Raw genomic sequence first — 24,908 nt, forward strand, 5'->3', positions numbered from 1 at the left:
CGATAAGACAACGCTGAAACGTTTCAGGAAATATGGTACAGCCCACCGTGTCAGGCAAGAAAATGCGCAATCGGCGTAGCAGATTTTTGACGCTCCGCACACTTCATGATGGATTCAGGAATTTTCCGCATGAGAAGCTGACGTTTTGCTGTAACGCCAGGCAGCGGTAAGCGAAACACTTCAGCTGTATGTCAGCGCGGCTTATGGCGCGGTATCGGCTTCCAGCTGCAGCAGGAAAATCATGGCTTCTTCGCGGCTGCGACCGCACATCTCCGCATCCGGCTGCAGACCGGCACACACCGCCGGGCGCAAAGGAGACGCAAAGATTTTACAGCGCTGCTGGTCATCCAGCTGGACGCAGCGGGCATTAGCAGGCTTGCCGTTGGGCATGCCGGGGATCGGCGAAGAGATGGAGGGGGCTGTGCAGCAGGCACCGCACTGGTCTCGACACAACATCATGCGCTCCTGCAGAAAAGTCGCGCGACAATAGCAGTGGCCGCCCGTGAATGCTATGCCCGCGCAACAATTTTACACTGCCTCACTTGCCTGTTTTTCGCGGCGCGAGTAACGTGGCGCGCATAATCTTCTCAGAGCGAGACACACAGATGCCAAAGGCAAACGAAATCAAAAAGGGCATGGCTGTCACCTGGAACGGCAAACTGCTGCTGGTGAAAGACATTGATGTACAGAGCCCCAGCGCACGCGGCGCCGCCACGCTATATAAAATGCGCTTTACTGATGTGCGTACCGGCATGAAAGTGGAAGAGCGCTTTAAAGGCGACGACATTATCGATGCCATCCAGCTGAGCCGTCGCGCCGTTACCTTCTCGTATATTGACGGCGACGAGTACGTCTTTATGGATGACGAGGATTACACGCCTTACAACTTTAAAAAAGATCAGATCGAAGAGGAGCTGCTGTTTATTCCGGAGGGCGGCATTCCGGGTATTCAGGTGCTGACGATGGATGGACAGGTGCTGGCGCTGGAGCTGCCACAAACCGTCGATATGGAAATTGTGGATACCTCACCGGGTATCAAAGGCGCGTCCGCCAGCGCGCGCACCAAGCCTGCGGGCATGAGCACCGGCCTCTCGATTCAGGTGCCGGAGTATCTCAGCAACGGCGATCGTATCCGCATTCATATTGCTGAACGCCGTTATATGGGTCGCGCTGACTGATCGCACGGTTTTCTCCGGCCGCCGTGGGTTGTTATAGTATAACAATCGCGTGCGCCGGATGCTGTTATCCGGCGCGCTTATTTAATGGAGTAGACAATGACGCGCGTAAATATCATTACCGGCTTTCTTGGCAGCGGTAAAACCACTACCCTGCTGCATCTGTTAGCCCATAAGCCCGCCAATGAGAACTGGGCGATTCTGGTTAATGAGTTTGGCGAAGTAGGCATCGACGGCGCCCTGCTTGCCGATCGCGGCGCCACGCTCAAAGAGATCCCCGGCGGCTGCATGTGCTGCGTCAACGGCCTGCCGCTGCAGGTTGGGTTGAATATGCTGCTCCGGCAGAGCAAGCCTGACCGCCTCATCATCGAACCCACCGGCCTGGGCCATCCCAAACAGCTGCTGAATATGTTGCGTGCCGCAGTGTATCAACCCTGGATCCAGGTTGATGCGACGCTAACGCTGCTCGATCCCCGCCAGCTAAGCGATACGCGCGTGCTGGAGAATGAAAACTTCCGCGATCAGCTGGTCGCCGCAGATATCATTATCGCCAATAAAAGCGACACGTGGAGCAAGGACGATCGACAGCGCCTGGCGGCGTGGCAGCAGCAGTTTCTGGGCGATCGCCAGCTGATTGAGTCTGCATGGGGCAACATCGATCCGGCCCTGCTGAGCCAGCCAGCATTGGCAGATCGTGCGGTGCCGGATGCGGCTCACCATCATCATGCTCCGCGACCACAAGGACTGGCCGCGCTGAAACTGGAGGGTGACGCACGCTGGCGCCGTGCGCTAAATGAGGGTCAGGGCTATGCTTCCTGTGGCTGGATTTTTGATGGTGATACGGTATTCGATACCATACCGGCACTGGAGTGGGCGCGGCTTGCGCCGGTGGACCGCGTGAAAGGGGTGCTGCGCACGCCGGACGGTGTTGTCAGTATCAATCGTCAGGGCGAGGATCTGTTTATCGAAACGCGCCCCACCACGCCACCGGATAGCCGGATTGAATTAATTCACCATCAGCCCGTCGACTGGAATGTATTGCAGACTTCGCTGTTGAAGATTCGTTTAAATTAACTGCGTTAAGTTTGCCCGTTATTTCTTTTTTGAGTCTATTTTTTATGCGCGCTTCTCGTCTGATCACTATCCTGCTGCTGAATGCGCTGGGAGTGATGCTGTTTTTATCCTGGTATCTGCCGCCCGATCACGGGTTCTGGTTTGCCATCGATAAAGGCATCTTTTTTGGCTTTAACGACCAGATGGTTGATCACCACGGCTTTGCGCTGCTGGTGGCCATTACCAACTTCCGCGGCTTTGATGCCGTTTCCCTGCTGGCAATGGGTTTGCTGTATCTGTGGTTCTGGCGGCGCGAAACGCCGGAGGGCCGCCGTCGCATGCTGGCGATTGGCATTACCATGCTGCTGACCGCCGTGATCCTCAACCAGCTGGGCCACTTATTACCCGTGAAGCACTCCAGCCCGACGCTGTTCTTTGAGAATGTGCATCGCGTCAGTGAACTGACCGGTATCCCTGCAAAAGATGCCTCTAAAGATAGCTTCCCGGGCGACCACGGTATGATGCTGATTATTTTTGCCTGCTTTATGTGGCGCTATTTCGGCTTCCGCGCGTTTCTGGTCGGCATGGCTATTGTGGTGATCTTTGCCCTGCCGCGCATTATGGCGGGCGCACACTGGTTCACCGATATTGCCGTCGGATCGCTCTCCGTTATTCTGGTGGGCCTGAGCTGGTGGTTATTAACGCCGGCCAGCGACAAACTGGTTAACTGGCTCTTTCGTTCGTTACCCGGCAAATATAAGCCGCGCGCGTAACTGTTAAGCGCGGGTGATCATAAAGCCAAAACATTATCGCCCGCGCTTATTTAATCCTTAAATAAATTATTAGCGACCTAACCGTTTTTCGATAAAAGAAAAGGTTATGGTCGCAACTGCCTGATCCTGGCGTTATTCTTAGGCTGTCCAGCCAGAACCCTCTTAAAATCAGCCTTAGCGTTGGAATTAGACCCTTATTATCCCGCTTATTGGCGTTTAATTCGCTACCAATTGTTGATAAAGTAACCACTCTGTTACGGATTGATTTCACATCAATAAAACCTATAAAAATTTATAGAAAAGCACTCGCCACGCGGTCTGTAATCGGTTAACCTCAACTCCGATTCCATAAGTGCAGCATAAAATGCGGTGCCTTAAAGACCAAAAGTGTGTGCATTAACACATTTTAGTAATTAAGGAATTGTCTTAGACCGTGGTACTTATTAATCTCAACCCGTTTTGTCATCTGGCTGGCGACATTCTGTCGTAAGGACATCGAAGGAACACACCTATAATGGTCAAGTCTCAACCAATTCTGAGATACCTCAGGCGGATTATCCCCGCAGTAGCATTAGCAACACTTTTATCAGCATGTAGCAGTACGCATAACGGTCAGAACGCGAATAACGAGAATCATGAAGTTAACAACCAGAATGGTTTTTTACTTCAGGCGTCTCAGGACGAATTTGAACAGATGGTGCAGAATGTGGACGTTAAGTCCCGCATCATGGAGCAGTACAGTGACTGGAAAGGTGTCCGTTATCGCTTAGGCGGTGACACCAAACGCGGCATTGACTGTTCTGCTTTTGTTCAGCGCACCTTTCGCGAACAGTTTGGTTTAGAGCTGCCACGCTCAACCTCACAGCAGCAGGATACCGGCAGAGAGATCTCACGCAGCAAATTGCGTCCCGGTGATTTAGTGCTGTTCCGCGCCGGTTCTACCGGTCGCCACGTGGGCATCTATTTGGGCAATGATAATTTTGTCCATGCGTCCACCAGCAGTGGCGTGATGATCTCCAGCCTGAATGACAGTTACTGGAAAACACGTTACCGCGAAGCGCGTCGGGTACTTGCTAAACACCCGGGTGCGTAACCCAACGATGGTCCTCTCAGCCAGAGAATCAGAAAAACGCTGCCCCGGCAGCGTTTTTTTTCGCCTGCGATTTATTAAGTCAAATCATGCGGTTAAAAAGTAATTGCGTATCAAAAATATAACGAGACTTTTCGCGCCGCCTCGTTATATTCTCGTTGCCTTGCACCAGTACAGTTGTATGCAGTTTTGATAATAAAAATGGCGAGACCAGGGGAACACTCCATGCCACTGTCGGGGACGTTGAAACGTCATGCCAGCTACTCGCGACGCATCGCCTGGAGTAGCGCAATCATTGGGGCCGCTTTCTTTGTCTTGTTTGTCATTGTGCTACTCACGCTGACCTGGCAAAAGCGCGTCCAGCAACATCAGCAGCTGCTTGCACATAGCCGCGATGATTTACATCAGGTTATTGCCACCCTAATGGATACGCTCAATCCTATGCAGCAGTATACGCAGCTCCCCTGTAGCAGCGTGAGCCGTGAGCTGACTTCACGTGCCGCGTTTGCCGATAATATCCGCGCCATCCTGCTGGTGCGCAACGGCACCGCTTACTGCTCATCGGCTACCGGCGCTTTCCTGCTCCCTGCCGGCAATATCTCCCCGGAGTCTGAACTGGAGCGCGACAGCGATCTGCGGCTGCTGCCTGGCACCCCGCTCTTGCCGGGAAAGCCTGCACTGGCGCTGTGGCTGAAGAATCCTGGCGCGATGGAGAATGGCATCCTCGCGACCCTGAATATCAGCCTGACGCCCTATCAGCTGCTGGCCTCTTACCATCCTGAGATCACCGGTATGGCGCTGGTCGTCGGTGACAGAGCATTGCTGAGCGGTACAAACCAGGTTGTACACGTAAGCGATTTGCCACCCGCACTGATGTCGCTCCCGCTTCGCGAAGGCAATCTGCAGTTCATGCTGTATGGCAGCACGCTGGCCGCGCGCGATTATCACCTGGCGCTGCTGACCGGGCTGCTGTTCTCCTTGCTGGTGGCAGCCGCCAGCTGGCTACTGCTGTCGCTGCATCAGCGCCCTGGTCGCGAAATTTTACTCGGCATCAAGCGCGGGCAATTTCATGTCGAGTATCAGCCGCTGGTAACCGCGCAGGATGGCCGGCCGTACGGGGTCGAAGCGCTACTGCGCTGGACGCACCCGGTTGAGGGCATGATTCCGCCAGACGTTTTTATCGGCTATGCCGAAGCACAAAACCTGATCATTCCGCTGACGCAGCATCTGTTTAGCCTGGTCGCGCGCGATGCACGGTTCCTGAGCCAGCAACTGCCGCGCGGCACACGCCTGAGCCTGAACCTCTCTCCCCTGCATCTCGCCTCCTGTGATTTTCGCCACCATGTGCAGACATGGATCGCCGCGATGCCTGCCGACCATTTCAATTACGTTTTTGAAATCACCGAACGCACCATGGTGGGTGAGAAAGGCGCCGGCGAGGTCTTTGCGTGGTTGCACGATAATGACTTTAAGATCGCGATAGATGATTTTGGTACCGGCCACAGCGCGCTGATCTATCTGGAGAAGTATCCGTTTGATTATCTCAAGATTGACCGCGGTTTTGTGCAGAGCATCGGCACCGAAACCGTGACGTCGCCGGTGCTGGATGCGGTACTGCTGCTGGCAAAGAAGCTGAATTTGAAAACGGTTGCTGAAGGGGTTGAAACCGGTGACCAAGCCGCCTGGCTGGTGAATCGCGGCGTGACCCATTTACAGGGATATCTGTTCAGCCGCCCGCTGCGTCCGGAAAATCTGATCCACTACTATCAAAGCCAGGCGCGTTTGGGTTAACGTCACGCGCGTGGCATGAAACTGCTACCATACAGTGCGGAACACTAAAGGAGAGCGCCCCACTTATGCTGCTTCGTCTTGTTACAGTGCTGCTGGTATGCAGCGCGATTGCGCCACTGCATGCCGCCATTATCAATGAAAGCTACGCCTTTGCTAAGTTGGGCGATCCTAAATATGCCGTCAATTTCACCCATTATGACTACGCGAACCCGGCCGCCCCGAAAGGGGGTAAAATTACGCTTGCCGTGGTGGGCACTTACGATAATTTCAACCGCTACGCCTCGCGCGGTAACCCCGGTGTCGGTACCGATACCTTATATGACGGCCTGTTTACCACCTCCGACGATGAACCCGGCAGCTACTATCCACTGATAGCCGAGTCGGCACGTTATCCCGCCGATTTTCACTGGATGGAGGTGGCGATCAATCCGCATGCACAATTCCAGAACGGCACACCGATTACCGCTCAGGATGTGGCCTTTACATTCCAGAAATTCATGACCGAGGGCGTACCGCAATTTCGGGCGGCGTATCGCGGCGTAACGGTCAGCGCGCTGAATCGTCTGACGGTACGCATTGAGATGCCAAAACCGGATAAAGATCGGCTGCTGAGCTGGTTAACCCTGCCGGTACTGCCGGAAGCCTTCTGGCATAACAAAAAATTCAATGAGCCGCTGGGCTATCCGCCGCTTGCCAGCGGGCCTTACCGCGTCACGTCTTACAAATCCGGCCAGTTTATTCAGTACAGCCGGGTGAAAAACTACTGGGCCGCCAATCTGCCGGTTAATCGCGGGCGCTTTAATTTCGATACGATTCGGTATGACTACTATCTTGATGACAACGTAGCCTTTGAGGCCTTTAAAGCGGGCGCGTATGACCTGCGGGAGGAGAGTTCAGCGAAAAAGTGGGCGACGCAATATCGCGGTCGCAACTTTGACAGCCATGCCATTGTGAAATCCACTACGCCCAATACTGTCTCAACCGATACGCGCTGGCTGGCTTTCAACAACGAAAAGGCGCTGTTCGCTGACCGACGGGTACGCGAAGCCCTGACGCTGGCATTTGATTTTGAGTGGATGAACAAAGCGCTGTTTTATGGCGCGTATACGCGTACCAGCAGCTATTTTCAGAACACCGATTATGCGGCGCAGGGCTATCCCAAAGCCGATGAGCTGGTCTTACTGGCGCCCTATAAAGCGCAACTGCCGCCCGAGATTTTTACCCACGAATATGCCCCACCCCGCTCCAGCGGCAGCGGTTTTGATCGGGGCAATTTACTCAAGGCGATGCAGCTGCTGAACGACGCCGGCTGGCATGTTAAAAACCAGCAGCTGGTCAATGACAAAACCGGCCAGCCGTTCCGCTTCGAACTGTTGATGCGCAGCGGGTCCCAGAATGACTGGGCGCTGCCGTTCCAGCACAGCCTGGCACGTCTTGGTATTCAGGTGACGCTGCGCCAGACAGACAGCTCCCAGTTTCTGCGCCGGCTGCGTGAAGGGGATTACGATATGATCCCTTCGCTCTACCAGGCGATGCCGTGGCCCTCTGCCGATATGCAGATCATCTGGCAATCTGACTATATCGACTCCTCATGGAACACTGCACGCGTTAAAGATCCGCTGGTTGATCACTTCGTTAAGGCGATCGTGGCGCATCAGGGCGATGAGAAGGCGCTGCGTCCGCTCGGCAAGGCGCTGGATCGCCTTCTGCTATGGAATGCTTATATGATTCCGATGTGGTACAACGCCGAGCAGCGGCTGGCCTGTTGGGATAAATTCTCGCATCCGGCGATCAAGCCCGCCTTTACGACCGGGCTGGAGAACTGGTGGTACGATGTCAATAAAGCCGGGCGTCTGCCGGCGGATCGACGCTGAGGAGAGCGGTTTGGGTGCTTATTTTCTGCGCAGGTTACTGCTGATTATCCCCACGCTGTGGGCCATCATTACCCTGAATTTTTTTATTGTGCAGATTGCGCCGGGCGGCCCGGTCGATCAGGCGCTGGCCAATATTCAGTTTGGCCACAGTACCGGTTTACCCGGTAGCGGCGCGGACAGCAGCGCGCGCGGTGCGCTGGTACGCGACAATCCTGGTGACAGCCAGTATCGCGGCGCGCGCGGTCTCGACCCGGAGGTGATCGCAGAGATCAAACACCGCTACGGTTTCGATAAGCCGCTGCTGCAGCGCTACGGTGAGATGCTGTGGAACTATCTGCGCTTCGATTTTGGCGACAGCCTGTTTCGCAGCGCATCGGTGCTGCAGCTCATCAAAGAGAGCCTGCCCATATCCATTAGCCTGGGGCTGTGGAGCACGCTGATTATCTATCTGGTCTCGATTCCGCTTGGGATTAAAAAGGCGGTACGCAACGGCAGCGCGTTTGATATCTGGAGCAGCATGTTTATCATTATTGGCTACTCCATCCCGGCCTTTCTGTTCGCCATCATGCTGATTGTGCTGTTTGCTGGCGGCAGCTATCTCGACTGGTTCCCGCTGCGTGGCCTCACCTCACCGCAGTTTGATACGCTGCCGTGGTACGGCAAAATCACTGATTACTTCTGGCACATTGCGCTGCCGGTGCTGGCAACGGTGATTGGTGGTTTCGCTACGCTCACCATGCTGACCAAAAACGCCTTTCTGGATGAGATCCGCAAACAGTATGTGGTGACCGCCCGCGCCAAAGGGCTGGATGAAAAACGTATTCTGTACGGACACGTATTCAGGAACGCCATGCTGCTGGTCATCGCCAGTTTCCCTGCCACCTTTATCAGCATGTTCTTTACCGGCTCCGTACTGATTGAGGTGATGTTCTCGCTTAACGGACTGGGTCTGCTGGGCTATGACGCCACCATCCAGCGCGATTATCCGGTGATGTTCGGCACGCTATATATTTTTACGCTGATTGGCTTGCTGATGAATATTCTCAGCGATTTGACCTATACGCTGGTCGATCCGCGCATTGATTTTGAGGGCCGCTGATGCGCTTATCTCCCGTAAACCAGCAGCGCTGGCAACGCTTCCGACATAACCGCCGCGGTTACTGGTCGCTGTGGATCTTTCTGGTGATTTTTGTGCTCTCGCTGGGGGCCGAATGGCTGGCTAACGATAAGCCGTTGCTGGTGCACTACCAGCAGCGCTGGTACGTGCCGCTGCTGGTGAACTACAGCGAAAGTGACTACGGCGGCGCCTTCTCAACCCCGGCCGATTATCAGGATCCGTGGCTGAAACAGCGCATTGACCAACAGGGCTGGGCCATTTGGGCGCCGATTCGCTTTAGCGACAGCACCATCAACTTTGCCACCGATGTGCCCTTCCCCTCTCCGCCTTCGCGCCAGAACTGGCTCGGCACCGATGCTAACGGGGGCGATGTGCTGGCGCGCCTGCTCTACGGTACGCGCATCTCCCTGCTGTTTGGCATATTGCTGACGCTGTTTTCCAGCGTGATTGGCATCGTGGTGGGCGCGCTACAGGGCTATTTTGGCGGACGTATCGATCTGGTAGGCCAGCGCCTGATTGAAGTGTGGTCCGGCATGCCGTCGCTCTTTATGCTGATTCTGCTCTCCAGCGTGATCCAGCCCAATTTCTGGTGGCTGCTGCTGCTTACGGTAGTCTTTGGCTGGATGAGCCTGGTGGGCGTGGTGCGCGCCGAGTTTCTGCGCGCCCGTAATTTCGACTACATTCGCGCAGCCCGGGCGCTGGGCGTCAGCGACAGCAGCATTATGCTGCGCCATTTGCTGCCCAACGCCATGGTCGCCACGCTGACCTTTCTGCCCTTTATCTTGTGTGGCTCGATTACCACGCTGACGTCGCTGGACTTTCTTGGCTTCGGCTTGCCGGTGGGATCGCCCTCACTCGGTGAACTGCTGTTGCAGGGGAAAAACAATTTGCAGGCGCCGTGGCTGGGGCTCTCCGGCTTCTTCGCCCTCGCCCTGCTGCTTTCGCTGCTGATATTTATTGGCGAAGCGGTACGCGATGCCTTTGATCCATCCCGGGGACGCTAAATGAGCCTGTTAACAGTTAAGCATCTGGCGGTGGCCTTTGATACACGCCGCGTAGTGGAAGATATCTCACTGCACGTGGATGCCGGAGAGACGCTGGCGCTGGTCGGTGAATCCGGCTCGGGTAAGAGCGTAACGGCGCTGTCGATCATGCGTTTGTTGCCCAGCCGCCGGTCAGTTACCCGCAGGGCGAAATTGTGTTTAACGGTCAGCACATTTTGCAGGCCAGCGAACGCACGCTGCGCGGTTTGCGCGGTAATCAGATGGCGATGATTTTTCAGGAGCCGATGGTCTCACTCAATCCGCTGCATAGCGTGGAGAAGCAGCTGTATGAGGTGCTGTCGCTGCACCGCGGCATGCGCCGTGAAGCGGCGCGTGGCGAGATTCTCAGCTGTCTTGATCGGGTTGGCATCCGCCACGCCGCTTCGCGCCTGCAGGATCTCCCGCATCAACTCTCCGGCGGCGAACGCCAGCGCGTGATGATCGCCATGGCGCTGCTCACCCAGCCGAAATTGCTGATTGCCGATGAACCCACCACGGCACTGGATGTCACAGTACAGGCGCAGATTTTACAGCTGCTGCGCGAACTACAGCGCGAACTCAATATGGGGATGCTGTTTATTACCCATAATCTGAATATTGTGCGTCAGCTGGCGCATCGCGTAACGGTGATGCGTAACGGACGGGAAGTGGAGAGTAACCGCTGCGATCGCCTGTTCAGTCAGCCGCAACAGCCGTACACGCGCGAACTGCTGGCCGCTGAACCGGACGGCGAGCCGGTGCCGCTTGCTGAAGCACCGCCACTGCTGCAGGTGAAGAACCTGCAGGTGGGTTTCCCGATACGCCGTGGATTACTGAAGCGTGTGGTGGCGGAGAAGCGCGCGCTGCACGATCTCAGCTTTACCCTGCAACGCGGTGAAAGCCTTGGCCTGGTCGGCGAATCCGGCTCCGGGAAGAGTACCACCGGCCTGGCGCTACTGCGGCTGATAGCCGCGCGCGGTGAGATCTGGTTTGACGGTCAACCGTTGCATCAGCTAACACGTCAGCAGCTGCTGCCGCTGCGTCAGCGGATTCAGGTCGTGTTTCAGGATCCAAACTCATCGCTCAATCCGCGCATGACCGTGCAGCAGGTGATCGCCGAGGGGCTGGCGGTGCACCGGCCCACGCTGAGCGCGGCTGAGCAGGAAGCGAAAGTGATTGCGGTGATGCAGGAGGTCGGACTGGATGCCGGGGCGCGTTCACGTTATCCGGCGGAGTTTTCAGGCGGCCAGCGGCAGCGGATTGCCATTGCGCGCGCGCTGATTCTGGAACCTCAGCTGATTGTGTTAGACGAGCCAACGTCTTCACTCGATCGTTCCGTGCAGAAGCAGATCCTTACCCTGCTGCGCCGTTTGCAACAGCAGCACCAGCTGGCGTATCTGTTTATCAGCCACGATTTACAGGTGGTGCGTGCCCTATGCCATCAGCTGATTGTGCTGCGTCAGGGCGAAGTGGTAGAGCAGGGATCGTGTGAAGCGCTGTTTAACGCGCCGGCGTCCGAATATACGCGCCAGCTGTTGGCGTCCGCTCAGGGCAAGCCCTTCACTCAGTGACCGTCGAAGGTTTCAGCGATTGCCACGCCCTGGTTTTTCAGGCAACAGTTGGTGGCGCTTTCGTCGATACGCTGAATCAGCAGGCACGGCTGCCCTTCGCATTGAGCAATTTTGCACTCGACCTGAATCTGCGCCAGCGTCTCCTGTAGCTGGAGCAGAATTTCCAGCGCCAGGTGGCCGTCATGACTCAACAGACGCAGCGCAATAAGATCTTCATCATGCACACCATTCGCCGTTTCCTGGCGTTCAATTTCGCCCACATGGTCCACTGACCAGCGGTAGTGCTGCGGTAAACGATGCACAACAGAGAGTTGCAGCATAGTGTTTCAATCCCCAGAGACGTTAGCGTTATTCACAACGGACGGCCTTATCGCGGTGAATCCCCACCTGGTAAGCTCAGAATACGGACGTCAAGGATGGCCTTCTCGTTTCAGTGACAAAGCATGAAGCAACATTATTATTTGCGAGCTTTCTCGCATTTATGCCTATGTGTACCGCGTTCTGCCGCGGTTAACAATCATTTTAGACGCAATTCCGTTACTTTTTTAGCGCTTAATTTTCACAATATGGAAACATTAAGCATAACGAACGCAGGGGATTTAGGCGCAGTTGTCACGAATCGCGCGTGAAAGACGGTGAGATATACGCAGCGGCATGAAGATGAGCGGCGGGCCTGTGGCGCGCCACTACGGGGTTCAATGCATGTACGGTGAACGGCGGACGGGCATTACGCTGCCTTGCGTGGTCGGGCGGCGTAGCTGAACAGGACGATGGAGACCGTGGCGCACAGCGCGATGGTGGCGACCATCGGCCAGGCACTGTTCATGCTCACCAGCGACAACAGCGCCCCCACCAGCGCGCCCACGCCGAAGCGCAGCGTGCCTGCAAGGGAGGAGGCGGTGCCTGCCATGTGCGGAAACTCATCCAGGATCACCGCCATCGCATTAGACGAGACCACGGATACGCAGCCGATAAACATGGCGACGCCAAACACCAGCGGCAGAAAACCGAGATGCAGCGCGCTCACCACCAGCAGCCAGATGCCCATCGCGAACTGAATCACCAGCCCGCAGCGGAACATCGCCAGCGGGCCAAAACGCCGCACCGCACGGCTGTTGATCAGCGTCATGACAAACAGGAACACCACATTCAGACCAAAGTAGTAGCCGAAGTTCTGCGGCGATACATGGTTGACCTCAATGTAAACAAACGGACCGGCGTTAAGAAATGTAAATAGCCCGGCAAAGGAGAAGCCGCTCGCCAGCATGTAGCTGAAGGCGCGCTTATGGCGCACCAGCACCACAAAGTTGCTCAGCGTGGTGCGTAAATGAAAGCGCTGGCGCTGCTCAGGCTTCAGGGTTTCGCGAATTTGCGTCACCACCAGTACCGTGGTGATCAGCGCTGCAATGGCCAGCGTCCAGAAGATAGCGTGCCAGTTCCACAGCAGCAGCAGCCAGCCGCCGATAATCGGCGCCAGCAGCGGCGCGATGGTGGTAATCAGCATCACAAACGACATCATGCGCGAGAACTCCTCTTTCGAGTAGCTGTCACGCATCAGGCATTGATCACCACGCTGGCAGCGGCGGCGGATAAGCCGTGCAGGAAACGCATAAAGATCAGCTGATCGATCGACTGCGACAGCGCGCAGGCGGCAGCGGCACAGGCAAAGATCAGCGTGCCCAGCACAATCACCGGTTTCCGTCCGTAGCTGTCCGCCAGCGGGCCATACACCAGCTGACCGATGGCAAAGCCAAGGATATAAAGGTTGAGTGTCATCTGCACGCTGCCCGCCGAAACGGCATATTCGCGCGCGATTTGCGGCATCGCCGGCAAATACATGTCGATGGAGAGTGGCATCAGCATCGCCAGCAATCCCAGAATGACCACCAACCCTACCGGTGAATTTTTTTCCTTACGCACCGCCGTCTCCCGCTATTTGCGTTGTTTAAGTTCTTCTGGCAGGCCAATGCTGTCGATCTCGGCGGCGGTCAGCGCGCGATATTCCCCCTCCCCGAGATCCTCATCCAGCACAATCGTACCAATGCTTTCACGATGCAACGCATTCACATGGTTGCCGACGGCAGCGAACATGCGTTTCACCTGGTGATAACGCCCTTCGCTGATGGTCAGACGCGCTGCCTTCTCATCCAGAATGTCCAGAACCGCAGGTTTGGTGAGCTCTTTTTCATTGTGCAGCTGAATACCTGCAGCAAACGTCTCCACCAGCGCCGGATCGATAGGCTCTTCGACTTCAACCAGATAGGTTTTTTCCAGATGATGGCGCGGTGACGTAATGCGATGTGACCATTGACCGTCATCGGTCAGCAGCACCAGACCGGTGGTATCAATATCCAGACGACCCGCGGCGTGCAGCTTGAAGGCCGCCGGCTCCTCAATGAAGTAGAGGATGGTGGGGTGATCGGGATCGTCGGTAGAGCAGACATAGCCCTGCGGCTTGTTCAGCATGAAATAGCGCGGACCGTGCTGCACCACCAGCGGATTGCCATCATAGTCGATTTCGTCTTCCGGCATCACTTTGTACGCGGTATCGCGCACGACTTCGCCATTAATGGTGATTTTTCTGGCGCGGATTTCGCGGCCAGCAATTGCACGGCTAACTTCCAGTTGCTGAGATATGAATTTGTCGAGTCGCATGAATTCGCTTTTGCCTGTTACTGCGGAGGGAACCTGAAACGGTATTTATCGCCCGGGCGCGTTCACGTTGCTGGCGGGCAACCGACAGGGGAAGCCAGACCTTATGCGGCGTGAAGCATGGCAGGGTTAACCGCTAAAAAAGTGTGGGCAGTATAGCCTGAACGTTCGCCTGCTAATAGTAGCGATCCTGCGTTTCAGCCACTTTCATGGCATAATGTGCACCCGTTTCAGAAAAAAGTTTGCCCCGATGTCTTTCACCCTGCGCCCATATCAACAGGAGGCGGTTGACGCCACCGTCGCCCATTTCCGCCGGCACGCTTCGCCCGCGGTCATTGTGCTGCCAACCGGTGCCGGCAAGAGCCTGGTGATTGCGGAACTGGCGCGCCTGGCGCGCGGACGCGTGCTGGTACTGGCGCATGTTAAAGAGCTGGTAGAGCAGAACCACAGCAAATATCAGGCTTACGGCCTGGATGCAGATATTTTCGCGGCCGGCCTGCAGCGCAAGCAGAGCGAAGGTAAAGTGGTGTTTGGCAGCGTGCAGTCGGTGGCGCGTAACCTTAATCGCTTTGACAGCGCATTTTCGCTGGTGATCGTCGATGAGTGTCACCGCATCAGCGATCATGATGAGAGCCAATATCAGCAGCTCTTTACCCATTTGCGTCAGCACAATCCACAGCTGCGCCTGCTGGGGTTGACCGCCACGCCGTTTCGCCTCGGCAAAGGCTGGATTTATCACTTCCACTATCACGGCATGGTGCGCGGCGACGATAAGGCGCTGTTTCGCGACTGTATCTACGAATTACCGCTGCGCTATATGATCAAACACGGCTTCCTGGTGCCGCCGGAGCGGCTGGATATGCCGGTCGTTCAGTACGACTTCAGCCGCCTGATTCCGCAAAACAACGGCCTGTTTAGCGAGGCCGATCTTAACCGCGAGCTGAAGCAGCAAAACCGCGTTACACCGCATATTATTCGCCAGATTATTGAATTTGCGGAGGATCGGCGCGGCGTGATGATCTTTGCCTCCACCGTGGAGCATGCGCGCGAAATCCTGACCCTGCTGCCGGAAAACAGTGCGCTGGTCTCTGCCGAAACGGCCGTTAAAGAGCGCGACCGGCTGATTCAGGCGTTTAAAGCACAGCAGCTGAAGTTCCTGGTGAACGTGGCGGTGCTGACCACCGGTTTCGATGCGCCGCACGTGGATTTAATCGCCATTCTGCGTCCGACAGAGTCGGTCAGCCTGTATCAGCAAATCGTCGGGCGTGGCCTGCGGCTGGCGCCCGGCAAAACCGACTGTCTGATTCTGGATTACGCCGGCAATCCGCACGATCTTTTTACGCCTGAAGTGGGCGCCCCTAAAGGCGCCAGCGATAACCAGCCGGTGCAGGTATTCTGCCCGGCCTGCGGCTTCGCCAACACGTTCTGGGGCAAAGCGACAGAAGATGGCCACATCATTGAGCACTTTGGTCGTCGCTGTCAGGGCGTGCTGGAGGATGACGAAGGCAACCGCGAGCAGTGCGATTATCGCTTCCGCTTTAAAAGCTGCCCGGACTGCGGCGCAGAGAATGACATCGCTGCGCGTCGCTGCCAGCAGTGCGACAAAGTGCTGGTGGATCCGGATGATATGCTGAAAGCGGCGCTGAAGCTCAAAGATGCCCGCGTGCTGCGCTGTAGCGGCATGACGCTGGAGCACGGGCGCGACGACAAAGGCGAGTGGCTGAAGGCGACCTACTATGATGAAGATGGCACCAGCGTTAGCGAGCGTTTCCGCCTGCACACGCCGGCGCAGCGCAAAGCCTTTGAGCAGCTGTTTATGCGTCCACACCAGCGTGCCCCCGGCGTGGAGCTGGGCTGGCAAACCGCTGCCGACGTGGTGGCTCTGCAGCCGTTGCTGCGCCATCCCGATTTTGTTGTGGCGCGCGCTAAAGGCCACTTCTGGCAGGTGCGGGAAAAAATGTTCGATTATCAGGGACGTTACCGGCGCGCTAATGAGCTGCGCTGAGCGGCGGAATCATTTGCCCCCCTGCCCCAATCCGGCTATAATGCCGCCCGCTTTTGCATCCGTAAAAGCGTTATGAATAACCGTTCTGCTGCTGGGTCGCCTGTAGCAGAAATTATCGAAGAGATATTACATGTTCACGATCAACACCGAAGTACGTAAAGAGCAGGGTAAGGGTGCGAGCCGCCGCCTGCGTGCAGCAAACAAATTCCCGGCCATCATCTATGGCGGCAACGAAGCACCAGTTGCTATCGAACTGGATCACGACTCTGTAATGAACATGCAGGTTAAGCCTGAGTTCTACAGCGAAGTGCTGACGCTGGTTGTTGACGGTAAAGAGACCAAAGTAAAAGTTCAGGCTGTTCAGCGTCACCCGTTCAAGCCAAAACTGCACCACATCGACTTCGTTCGCGCTTAATCGCTAACGGGTTGACGAAAAAACGCCGCATCTGCGGCGTTTTTTTATGGCGCACACTTCTGCGCGCCCACGTCGTCAGCCTTTGCGGCTCATCACTTACTTCCCGTCCGGCGCTGCAGCTGATCGCGCAGGTTCGGTGGTGTGCCTTTGATGGTTAGCGTATCGGTTGCCGGATCCCAAAAAATCCGCTCGCCCAGCAGCATGGCATCAAAGTTCAGCGTTAATCCCCCGCCGCTCCCGGCAAACTTCGTCAGCTGACGCAGCGTACTGCGGTCCGCCGGAAAGTGCTCCTCCAGCTCATACCCTTGCTCCTGCGTAAAGGCCTGGAAGGTTTTGTCGCCCAGCGGTGGCAGCTCAGTCGAGAGATCTTCCAGCGCAATCTCTTCGCCCGCCTGCAGCTGATCGTTGCAGTAGCTGTATACCTGCTGGCGATAGTTCTGCCGCTCGTTCTTATCCAGATTCGATTCGGCACAGTAATCATCCACCGCCTGTAGCAGGCCGCGGTTTTGCGCTTTGGTATCCAGTCCGACGCTGGCCCCGAGGAAATCCATAAAGAAATCCGCTACCTTGCGTCCAACGCGACCGCGCAGGAAGGTCAGATAGCGGGTGGATTCCGGATTGGTTTCCCACTCGGTCAGATCGATACGCGCCACAATATCCGCATGATTGATATCAAGATAATGGGTGCTGCTGATATCCAGTTGCTCATTAACGCGCATGCTTGACTGGCTGTTCAGCACCGCCACCAGCAGATACTCCACCGCCAGATAGCGATAGTGCAGGAACAGCACGATGCCGCCGTCGGCAAAAGGGTATTTACTGAGCTCATCACGCAGGCGACCGGTCGCCGCACGGCTGAACGCCAGGAAGTCATCCTGCCCTTTGCGGCAGTTACGCAACGCATCGGCCAGCTCGCTCTCCTCGTTGAACAGGCCGTAGGCTTTACTTTTCGCGCTATAGACACGGTGCAACTCTTCCGCCATCTCTTCCACTGCCTGGGTGGCCGGCAGTAGGGTGTCGCGCAGAACCAGCTCCAGCTGGTTTTCATCACGTTTAACTAACTGATGCAGGGCAATCTGGTCGATATCCAGACTCATGGTAGACTCTCCTTTAAGCTCAGGCGCGTATTCAAACACCGCCCGCAGCCGCTTTCAACTCCGCGCACAAACTGATCGTTCTGCTTGCGATAAAAGTGCGGAAAAAAGTGCTTTGTTACGGTAATATACCGCCTTTTCACACTTGATTAGTCGACGATATGCCACAATCATCCCGTTATAGCGACGCACGCGTTGAACAGCTTCTCGCGCAGCTGGCGCAGGTTCTTGAAAAAGACAAAGCGCCAACCGACCTCTCCCTGATGGTATTAGGGAACATGGTGACCAATTTGATTAACACTGACATCGCACCGGCCCAGCGCCGCAGCCTGGCACGGTCTTTCGCGGAAGCACTACAGTCTTCCGTCCGCGATGACAACGCCCATTAATTTGCAGATCTGACCTCATAAATATGGTAACCAACCGGCAGCGCTACCGAGAAAAAGTCTCCCAGATGATTAGCTGGGGGCACTGGTTTGCCCTGTTTAATATTCTGTTCGCGCTGATATTAGGCAGCCGCTACCTGTTGGTCGCCGACTGGCCCTCTTCCCTGGCGGGCCGCATTTATGCGTTTACCAGCTGGATTGGCCACTTTAGCTTTATTGTGTTTGCCGCTTATCTGCTGATCATCTTCCCGCTGACCTTTGTGGCCATGTCGCAGCGCCTGCTACGGGTGCTGTCGGCGATTGTCGCCACCGCCGGGCTGACGCTGATCATGGTTGATAGCGCAGTGTTCAACCGTTTCCATCTGCACCTTAATCCGGTGGTATGGGAGCTGGTGATCAATCCGGATCAGAGCGAGATGGCGCGTGACTGGCAGCTGATGTTTATCAGCGTGCCGGTGATTTTCCTGGTGGAGATGCTGTTTGCCACCTGGAGCTGGCAAAAGCTGCGCAGCCTTAACCGGCGTTCGTTCGGTAAGCCGCTTGCCGCTCTGTTTATCAGCGCCTTTTTTGCCAGCCATCTGCTCTATATCTGGGCCGATGCCAACTTCTATCGCCCGATTACGATGCAGCGCGCTAATCTGCCGCTCTCCTATCCAATGACGGCGCGCCGCTTCCTTGAGCGTCACGGTCTGCTGGATGCGCAGGAGTATCAGCGCCGTCTGGTGCAGCAGGGCGATCCGGAAGCGCTGTCGGTACAGTATCCGCTGAGTGACATTACGTTCCGCGACGGCGGCACGCGCCACAATTTGCTGGTGTTAACCGTTGATGGCCTGAACAACGACAGCGTGGATAAAGCACTGCCGGCCCTGAATCAGTTCGCCAGCGAAAATGTGCGCTTCACGCAGCATTACAGCGCCGGGCTGCAGCCGGAAAAAGGGCTGTTCGGTCTGTTCTACGGTATCTCTTCCAGCTACATGGATGGCGTACTGGCAGCACGTATGCCCTCTGCCCTGCTGGAGGCGCTCAATTCACAGGGTTATCAGTTTGGCCTGTTCTCGTCGGAGGGCTTTAGCCAGCCGCTCTATCGCCAGGCGTTACTGGCGGATTACAGCCTGCCGGAAGCGGATACGCAGCCAAACAGCACCACGGTGAATCAGTGGCAGAACTGGCTCAACGGGCAGAAATCCGGGAGTGCTCCCTGGTTCTCATGGATTGCGCTGAACGGCGTGATGGTAACCGGTGACAACACCAAAGCACGCCAGCGTAGCTATTTGCGCCAGGCGGGCAGCGTGAACGAGCAGATTGCCGCCGTGCTGCAAAGCCTGCAGCAGCGTGATTTGCTAAAAAATACCGTGGTGGTGATTACCGCACAGCGTGCTGTGACCTTTGATGGCAGTGACGATCCCGGTAACCGCGCAACGCTGCAGGTGCCGCTGGTGGTGCACTGGCCGAATACGCCTGCACAGACCATTACCCGCCTGACCGATCAGCAGGATGTGATGACCACGCTGATGCAGCGTTTACTGCATGTGCGTACCAACCCGGTCAATTACTCGCAGGGGGAAGATCTGTTTGCCGCCCAGCGCAGCCATGACTGGGTAGCCAGCAGCGAGGATGGCAAGCTGGTGGTGACAACGCCAACCGTAACGCTGGTGCTGAATAATAACGGCAGCTACAGCGCCTATGATGTTCAGGGCAATGAGCTGAAAGATCATAAGCCGCAACTGGCTCTGTTGTTGCAGGTGTTAACAGAAGAGAAGCGCTTTACGGCAAACTGATTAATTATGAGGCAGTTAACCTGCGCGTATCTTGCAATCGTTGACGGAACCAGTAGTATAAGCATCCACGTTCGGCACGTAGCGCAGCCTGGTAGCGCACTGTCATGGGGTGTCAGGGGTCGGAGGTTCAAATCCTCTCGTGCCGACCAAAATCCCTAAAAAAAAGCAGCCTGTTATGGCTGCTTTTTTTATTGTACTACTTTTCGATTTTTAATTCATCCTGCCACTCATCGGCCACCTGTTACAGATCGGCTGGCCGGCAAACTGCTCACTGCTGTCGGTCAGGCTTTATGGATGATAAAGGGTTTCGCCTGCCAGCCGTTAACAGAGGGCAGTTTGGCGCTGGCAGAAGCATTATTTCAATTGTCTTTTAAAAAACATGTTGTGTATCCGGATATCCTATTGACCATGTTGTGGCTGTAACACAAATTCAGCAGCAAGTTCCCGGCTGAAAGGCCACTGTCCCGCCTGCTCTTTTTTCGAAGAAAGGAGTTTAACGGAAAAATGGTAGGCAACGTTTTCTGCAAAGACATAGCCATTCACGGGGATGCAATCCCCGGAACGCAGAGTAAGTGTTGGCTTAAAAAAGGCAGTTGTACGTTTGTCAGGCTGATCCAGTCGGTAAATGGAGATAGCTTCCAGCCGTTCATCGGCCTTTGGTAAGACCGTTACACAAACGTTACCCTGCACTATCCTGATATTTGCGGTTTCCGTTACGGGTATGCTATCGCGATAGCCGGGACATCCTGTTAAAGTTATTACCAGGGACAAAAGTAAAATCCTTTTCATGGTTTATCGCTGCCTCAGAGATAGATTTAAAATACGCTCGTAGTTCATCTGAAGCTCATGGTCTATCAAACCAACGAACTTCACAAATCGACCCCGTCCATATTGCCATTCACCCATGCCATAACGCCTCAGTAACCAGTAGTCAGCTATTATGGAGGCCTGTTGCTCAAGGGAATATTCTGTTAGCTCCTTTTTATCAAGTCGGTAAGTATAGTTTGCTGCCCAGCTAAACATCCCACGCAGTCTGACCCATTGACCATGCTGATGCTGCCAGACATGGGCAAGCTCATGAATGAAAAAGTGTTGTTTAGAACGATCGGCTGTAAAAGAGAAATCCGGTAAATATTCTTCCTTTCTGAAATAAATCTCTCCATTGGGGGACATTCCCACATGCTTCCCCTGGAGCCCAAAAGGTAAGTAACTATCACAGTGAACCCAAACCTGGCTATAAACGATTGAGTGTCCAAAAATCAAACGAGCCATAGTGATTTCACCTGGCGTCATCATTCGCAATCCACCTTCCTGAATTAATTGGTCTTTCTGTTCTTGCCTGAGCATAATGAACTCCCTGTATATGAGTTTTTGTGTTTTCCGCTTCTCCAAATATCTGTACCTAATCAGAAAGTGAAAACCCTGTCCTAAATCAACATTCTTTGCTTCTCCGGCAGAGGAAGTAGCCTTGGGCCAGCAAGATAAATAGCGCCAAATCAATTTTAAACTGGCAATAAATCAATAACTTGCCGTGATAAATCAAAGCGGAGCGCAGTCACATTTTTACTGTTTTATGACAGCATTTCATTAAACTGAAACAAAAACGTCACATATATCCCCTACCCTGAAACCTCCTTTAATTTGATGGAAAACCGTTATGGTCATCAAAGCAAAAAACCTGCAGGACGCGGAAGAACTCCTGCATTCCGGTATTAGCAAAGTTGAACTGGCATACGATATCGGCAGCGACGACTTTTTCCGCCTGGCGACACACTGGTGCGATCGCGGTGCGCGTATCACTAAAGGCCATCAGCACTTTGTCGTGCAGATAAAAAGCTTCGCTATTCCGCCAAATCACTAAACTTCGGCAGGCCACTTTGGCTTGCTCTGCCCACGGCTGACTGGTAAAACACCCTTTTCCGTCAGCCGTGCTCATCTATGTTTATCAGCGAATCCTCTCTGCCGTTACCTGCCTCCTCCTTTATCCGTGCGGCAGGTACCCTTACAGCGTCATCTCCCGCTATCGCCTGGTGCCAGTTTGATCAGGCATGCTGGCAGGAGACGCTGCATCAGCAGTGGCAGCTGCCGCTACCGGCGACACTGCAGGGTGCCGTCCTCAAGCGCAAAGCGGAGTTTCTGGCCAGCCGCTGGCTGGTACAGCAGCAGCTGGAGCAGTGGGGCATAGCGAATTTTCTGCTGCGCAACGCCGCCGATCGCTCGCCGATCTGGCCGCCAGGGATTCAGGCATCACTGTCCCATAGCCACGGTTGGGTAGTGATGGCGGCCACGCAGGCGCCCTTGTGTGTCGGCATCGACGTTGAAGAGGTGATGACAGATAAGATCGCGCGGGAGACCGCAGAAATGCTGATGAGTCCGGCGGAGCACGCCCTGCTAACGGGTTTACCGCTGCCGTTTGCTCAGGCCGCTACCCTGCTGTTTTCGCTCAAAGAGAGTGTGTATAAAGCACTGTGGCCGCAGCTGCATCAGCCGATGGAGTTTCATCAGGCGGTATTAACCGCTCTTGATCTGCACCATCATCAGGCCAGCCTGCGTTTAACACACGCTTTCAGCCCGGCGTTTACACAGCAAACGCCGTTGCAGGCACGCTTCTGGCTACAGCCAGATCGCGTTATCACACTGCTGACCCACCCGCTGCCGGGGCAATAAAAAACCGGCGCGGGAAGCATCCGGCCGGTGATAACACAAGATAACAGAACTATTCCAGGCTGGCAGAGACGAGGATCTCTGCTGAAACCCACCTTATCTCTTTAGCCAGGCGCTGCCCAATACGGGTTTTCGCTAAGCTTTGCCGTCAGGCGTTAATGGCCGGTATCGGTGCGTTTCACCGCATCCAGCGTTGCCATATCCCGCTCGCTGCCGGTCAGTTCGCTTAACCTGCCTTCGCGCATCTCCAGCAGACGGTCGGCATGGGTAAAGTAGTGATCATCATGGCTAATGGCGAACACCGTTTTACCGGATGCCTGTAACCACGGCAGCAGTTCGCGATAGAACACGCGGCGGAAGTGCGGATCCTGATCGGCCGCCCACTCATCAAGCAGCAGGATATCGCGCTCTTCGGCAGCGGCCAGCAGTAGCGCCAGGCGCTTGCTCTGCCCCTTCGACAGCTGCAGGTTCAATACCTTATTGCCCTGCAGTTTGAGCTTATCCTGCATCTTCAGGCGCTCCAGCCACTGCTGTACCAGCGCCGGATTCGCCGGCTCGCCATTATGGCGAATCAGGCGGTCAAACAGATGGACGTCAGTAAAGACGGCCGAGAAGTGCTTGCGATATGCATCCAGGTTCTGCCAGTCAACCACTTTGCCATCCAGCAACAGGCTGCCCGACTGCGGCTGATACAGGCCGGTAAGCAGCATCGCCAGCGTGGATTTGCCGCTGCCGTTGCCGCCAATCAGAAACACCAGCTCACCACGGCGCAGCGTCAGGTTAATCGGCCCGACGGCGAACCCGTGCTCGCCATAATGGAAGCAGACATCGCGCAACTCCAGCGTTTGCCAGTCGCTCACCTGCGGCAGTGCTTTAAAGCCAGGAGTATAAGGTGCGAGATCGAAGGTATTGATTTTACGAAACGCCACCTGCGCACTCAGCAGCGTCGGCAGTGCCCCCACGGCCGCCAGCAGCGGCGTACGCAGGAACAGCAGCGTTAACGAGTAGGTCGCCGCAACTGCGGTATTGGCCCAGCCCAGCCCGTTAGCCATAAAGAACACGATACCGATAGCACCGAGCATCATAATGTTCGACCAGTTTACCGCGCTGAGGTGGAAGGTATCGGCGCGCACAATATGGTGGCGATAGCGGGTGGCATCTTCCTGATAAACGCTGTCGTAAATCAGCTGCGCACGCTCGCGGTTGAGCATCAGCTCTTTGCGACCCTCAATGATGGTCTGGAAGTCGCGATAGAGATCATCCTCAATCTCGCGCAGCTTTGCCATGTGCTGATAGACGCGGGAGACCAGCAGCCAGCCGCCAACCAGCGTGATAATCAGCCACAGAGAGGTGATCACCAGCATTTTGGGCGACAGCCACGCGAGGTAGAGCGCCGAGCCCAGCGTGATAATAATGCCCTGAATCAGCTCCGGCAGACGTACAAAGGCGATGGTTATGGCGCGTACATCGCTGGTAAGGCCGGCCAGCAACTGCGCGTTGCCGATCTGCTCGATGCGCTCAATGCGGGTATCCAGAATCCGTTTGATGAATTCGCCGCGCAGCCGCCAGACAAAGTGATGGCCTAACATCGTCAGCGCCAGCTGCGAACCCAGCGTCACCGCCATCAGTAAAAATAGCTGCCCAAGGAACATCGGCAGAACAGCGACAGAGGTATTAACCGCGACGATCAGTTCGTTATTGATCCAGGCAATCAGACCGATTCCGAGGGCGGCGCTGAGCAGCGTAAGCGCGATTACACCAATAAAAGGCCAGCGGTACTGGCGAAAAACAACCTGCAGCAATGTCATGAAAATTATCCAGGGTCAACCAGGCAGCCTGCAGTTTAATGGCGCTCCGGTTGATCGCAAGAATAATTCGCCCCTGCCGCCCGGTTAATGGGCGCGGCGGAAGGTGAGGTTGTAGCGGAAAGCCCCCGCCTGCGGATGAACGCCAGGCTTCAGCGGTAAAATACCGTGATAACGCAGGCGCGACGGACCGCCCCACACCACGATATCGCCATGCTCCAGCAGCACGCGCTGCGTCGCATCGCCCCGCTCAAAACCGCCAAACTGAAACACCGCCGGTAACCCCAGCGAGACAGAGACGATCGGCTGGCGCAGGTCTTTCTCATCCTTGTCCTGATGCAGCGTCAGCTTTGCGCCCGGCTCATAGCGGTTGATCAAACAGGCATCGGGATGGAAACCGTCGAAGCCCGCCTCTGCCGCAGTCTGCTGCGCCAGGGTACGAAACAGCGCAGGCATTGGCGGCCATTTCTGACCGCTGCTGACATCCTGTTCGGTATACTGATAGCCGCGCGAATCCGTTGACCAGCCCAGATCGCCACAGTTGGTCATCGCCACCGACATGCGATGCCCGCCCGGGGTAATGCGATGCGCAAAAGGGTTTTGCGCGGCAATCGCCATAATGGCGGCCAGCAGCGCATCGGCG

22 protein-coding genes, 1 tRNA gene and 2 pseudogenes are annotated in these 24,908 nt (G+C 55.6%); 16 read left to right on the forward strand and 9 right to left on the reverse strand.

The annotated features are described in order from the left end of the window. Nucleotides 1-201: 201 nt before the first annotated feature. Nucleotides 202-456 (reverse strand): YkgJ family cysteine cluster protein, encoded by a 255-nt coding sequence (locus HA48_RS12590; protein ID WP_128601619.1) that lies wholly within the window; start codon nucleotides 454-456, stop codon nucleotides 202-204. A gap of 149 nt (nucleotides 457-605) precedes the next feature. Here HA48_RS12590 and yeiP point away from each other — a divergent pair, with 149 nt between their 5' ends. From yeiP to yejF, 9 genes and pseudogenes are all read left to right on the forward strand, one after another. After that, the gene (gene yeiP, locus HA48_RS12595) at nucleotides 606-1,178 is read left to right on the forward strand and encodes an elongation factor P-like protein YeiP (protein WP_128601620.1); all 573 of its coding nucleotides are present in this window, start codon (nucleotides 606-608) and stop codon (nucleotides 1,176-1,178) included. 96 nt (nucleotides 1,179-1,274) lie between these two features. Then, nucleotides 1,275-2,249 carry a CobW family GTP-binding protein gene (locus HA48_RS12600; protein ID WP_128601621.1) on the forward strand — a complete coding sequence of 325 codons (975 nt, stop codon included), beginning with the start codon at nucleotides 1,275-1,277 and terminating at the stop codon, nucleotides 2,247-2,249. Between the two features lie 44 nt (nucleotides 2,250-2,293). Continuing rightward, nucleotides 2,294-3,001, forward strand: a complete 708-nt coding sequence (locus HA48_RS12605) for a phosphatase PAP2 family protein (RefSeq protein WP_128601622.1) — start codon at nucleotides 2,294-2,296, stop codon at nucleotides 2,999-3,001. Between the two features lie 514 nt (nucleotides 3,002-3,515). After that, complete coding sequence (gene mepS / locus HA48_RS12610; RefSeq protein ID WP_128601623.1) at nucleotides 3,516-4,094, forward strand: bifunctional murein DD-endopeptidase/murein LD-carboxypeptidase; 579 nt, start codon at nucleotides 3,516-3,518, stop codon at nucleotides 4,092-4,094. A 222-nt stretch (nucleotides 4,095-4,316) separates the two neighbouring features. After that, entirely contained in the window at nucleotides 4,317-5,882 is a 1,566-nt protein-coding gene (locus tag HA48_RS12615; protein WP_128601624.1) for a cyclic di-GMP phosphodiesterase, read from the forward strand. Between the two features lie 65 nt (nucleotides 5,883-5,947). Next, a complete protein-coding gene (locus tag HA48_RS12620; protein WP_128601625.1) occupies nucleotides 5,948-7,756 on the forward strand; it encodes an extracellular solute-binding protein in 1,809 nt (602 codons plus the stop codon). A 10-nt stretch (nucleotides 7,757-7,766) separates the two neighbouring features. Then, the gene (locus HA48_RS12625; protein ID WP_128601626.1) at nucleotides 7,767-8,855 is read left to right on the forward strand and encodes a microcin C ABC transporter permease YejB; all 1,089 of its coding nucleotides are present in this window, start codon (nucleotides 7,767-7,769) and stop codon (nucleotides 8,853-8,855) included. Beyond that, nucleotides 8,855-9,877, forward strand: coding sequence for an ABC transporter permease (locus HA48_RS12630; protein ID WP_128601627.1), 1,023 nt, complete (start codon nucleotides 8,855-8,857; stop codon nucleotides 9,875-9,877). The genes HA48_RS12625 and HA48_RS12630 overlap by 1 nt, the downstream gene beginning before the upstream one ends. Beyond that, nucleotides 9,878-11,466: pseudogene (gene yejF / locus HA48_RS12635) on the forward strand (microcin C ABC transporter ATP-binding protein YejF). It abuts the gene before it with no gap. On the opposite strand, the gene HA48_RS12640 reads toward yejF, so the two are convergent. The 3 genes and pseudogenes from HA48_RS12640 to rsuA all read right to left on the reverse strand — a co-directional run bounded on the left by HA48_RS12640 (nucleotide 11,460) and on the right by rsuA (nucleotide 14,121). Further along, nucleotides 11,460-11,786 carry a YejG family protein gene (locus HA48_RS12640; RefSeq protein ID WP_128601628.1) on the reverse strand — a complete coding sequence of 109 codons (327 nt, stop codon included), beginning with the start codon at nucleotides 11,784-11,786 and terminating at the stop codon, nucleotides 11,460-11,462. The pseudogene yejF and the gene HA48_RS12640 overlap by 7 nt on opposite strands. Before the next feature lie 407 nt (nucleotides 11,787-12,193). Beyond that, nucleotides 12,194-13,386 (reverse strand): annotated as a pseudogene (locus HA48_RS12645) (Bcr/CflA family multidrug efflux MFS transporter). 12 nt (nucleotides 13,387-13,398) lie between these two features. Continuing rightward, nucleotides 13,399-14,121 carry a 16S rRNA pseudouridine(516) synthase RsuA gene (rsuA, locus tag HA48_RS12650; RefSeq protein WP_128601629.1) on the reverse strand — a complete coding sequence of 241 codons (723 nt, stop codon included), beginning with the start codon at nucleotides 14,119-14,121 and terminating at the stop codon, nucleotides 13,399-13,401. A gap of 247 nt (nucleotides 14,122-14,368) precedes the next feature. Here rsuA and radD point away from each other — a divergent pair, with 247 nt between their 5' ends. Both radD and rplY read left to right on the forward strand, forming a co-directional pair. Further along, on the forward strand, nucleotides 14,369-16,123 hold the full coding sequence (gene radD / locus HA48_RS12655) for a DNA repair helicase RadD (RefSeq protein WP_128601630.1): 1,755 nt from the start codon (nucleotides 14,369-14,371) through the stop codon (nucleotides 16,121-16,123). Between the two features lie 130 nt (nucleotides 16,124-16,253). Beyond that, nucleotides 16,254-16,538, forward strand: coding sequence for a 50S ribosomal protein L25 (gene rplY / locus HA48_RS12660; protein ID WP_128601631.1), 285 nt, complete (start codon nucleotides 16,254-16,256; stop codon nucleotides 16,536-16,538). 92 nt (nucleotides 16,539-16,630) lie between these two features. On the opposite strand, the gene yejK is transcribed toward rplY, so the two are convergent. Next, entirely contained in the window at nucleotides 16,631-17,635 is a 1,005-nt protein-coding gene (gene yejK, locus HA48_RS12665; protein WP_128601632.1) for a nucleoid-associated protein YejK, read from the reverse strand. A 158-nt stretch (nucleotides 17,636-17,793) separates the two neighbouring features. Here yejK and HA48_RS12670 point away from each other — a divergent pair, with 158 nt between their 5' ends. The 3 genes from HA48_RS12670 (at nucleotide 17,794) to HA48_RS12680 (ending at nucleotide 19,945) form a co-directional block, all read left to right on the forward strand. Further along, entirely contained in the window at nucleotides 17,794-18,021 is a 228-nt protein-coding gene (locus HA48_RS12670) for a YejL family protein (RefSeq protein ID WP_021509249.1), read from the forward strand. Between the two features lie 23 nt (nucleotides 18,022-18,044). Next, entirely contained in the window at nucleotides 18,045-19,796 is a 1,752-nt protein-coding gene (gene yejM / locus HA48_RS12675; protein WP_128601633.1) for an LPS biosynthesis-modulating metalloenzyme YejM, read from the forward strand. A 72-nt stretch (nucleotides 19,797-19,868) separates the two neighbouring features. Beyond that, nucleotides 19,869-19,945 (forward strand) — tRNA-Pro (locus HA48_RS12680). 250 nt (nucleotides 19,946-20,195) lie between these two features. Here the strand turns inward: HA48_RS12680 and HA48_RS12685 are convergent. Next, nucleotides 20,196-20,585 (reverse strand): putative T6SS immunity periplasmic lipoprotein, encoded by a 390-nt coding sequence (locus HA48_RS12685; protein ID WP_128601634.1) that lies wholly within the window; start codon nucleotides 20,583-20,585, stop codon nucleotides 20,196-20,198. 3 nt (nucleotides 20,586-20,588) lie between these two features. Then, the gene (locus HA48_RS12690; RefSeq protein WP_128601635.1) at nucleotides 20,589-21,143 is read right to left on the reverse strand and encodes a type IV secretion protein Rhs; all 555 of its coding nucleotides are present in this window, start codon (nucleotides 21,141-21,143) and stop codon (nucleotides 20,589-20,591) included. A 310-nt stretch (nucleotides 21,144-21,453) separates the two neighbouring features. Between HA48_RS12690 and HA48_RS12695 the strand changes: the two genes are divergently transcribed. Beyond that, nucleotides 21,454-21,657, forward strand: coding sequence for a hypothetical protein (locus HA48_RS12695; protein WP_128601636.1), 204 nt, complete (start codon nucleotides 21,454-21,456; stop codon nucleotides 21,655-21,657). A gap of 77 nt (nucleotides 21,658-21,734) precedes the next feature. Then, nucleotides 21,735-22,463, forward strand: a complete 729-nt coding sequence (locus tag HA48_RS12700; RefSeq protein ID WP_128601637.1) for a 4'-phosphopantetheinyl transferase family protein — start codon at nucleotides 21,735-21,737, stop codon at nucleotides 22,461-22,463. A gap of 152 nt (nucleotides 22,464-22,615) precedes the next feature. Here HA48_RS12700 and HA48_RS12705 read toward each other — a convergent pair whose 3' ends face one another. Both HA48_RS12705 and alkB read right to left on the reverse strand, forming a co-directional pair. Continuing rightward, nucleotides 22,616-24,268: a multidrug ABC transporter permease/ATP-binding protein gene (locus HA48_RS12705; RefSeq protein WP_128601638.1), complete on the reverse strand. Its 1,653-nt coding sequence runs from the start codon at nucleotides 24,266-24,268 to the stop codon at nucleotides 22,616-22,618. Between the two features lie 84 nt (nucleotides 24,269-24,352). Further along, nucleotides 24,353-24,908: DNA oxidative demethylase AlkB (gene alkB, locus HA48_RS12710; RefSeq protein WP_128601639.1), on the reverse strand; the 556-nt coding region annotated here is incomplete at its 5' end.

The organism is Pantoea wallisii (genome assembly GCF_002095485.1).
In the GTDB taxonomy this organism is placed as follows: domain Bacteria; phylum Pseudomonadota; class Gammaproteobacteria; order Enterobacterales; family Enterobacteriaceae; genus Pantoea; species Pantoea wallisii.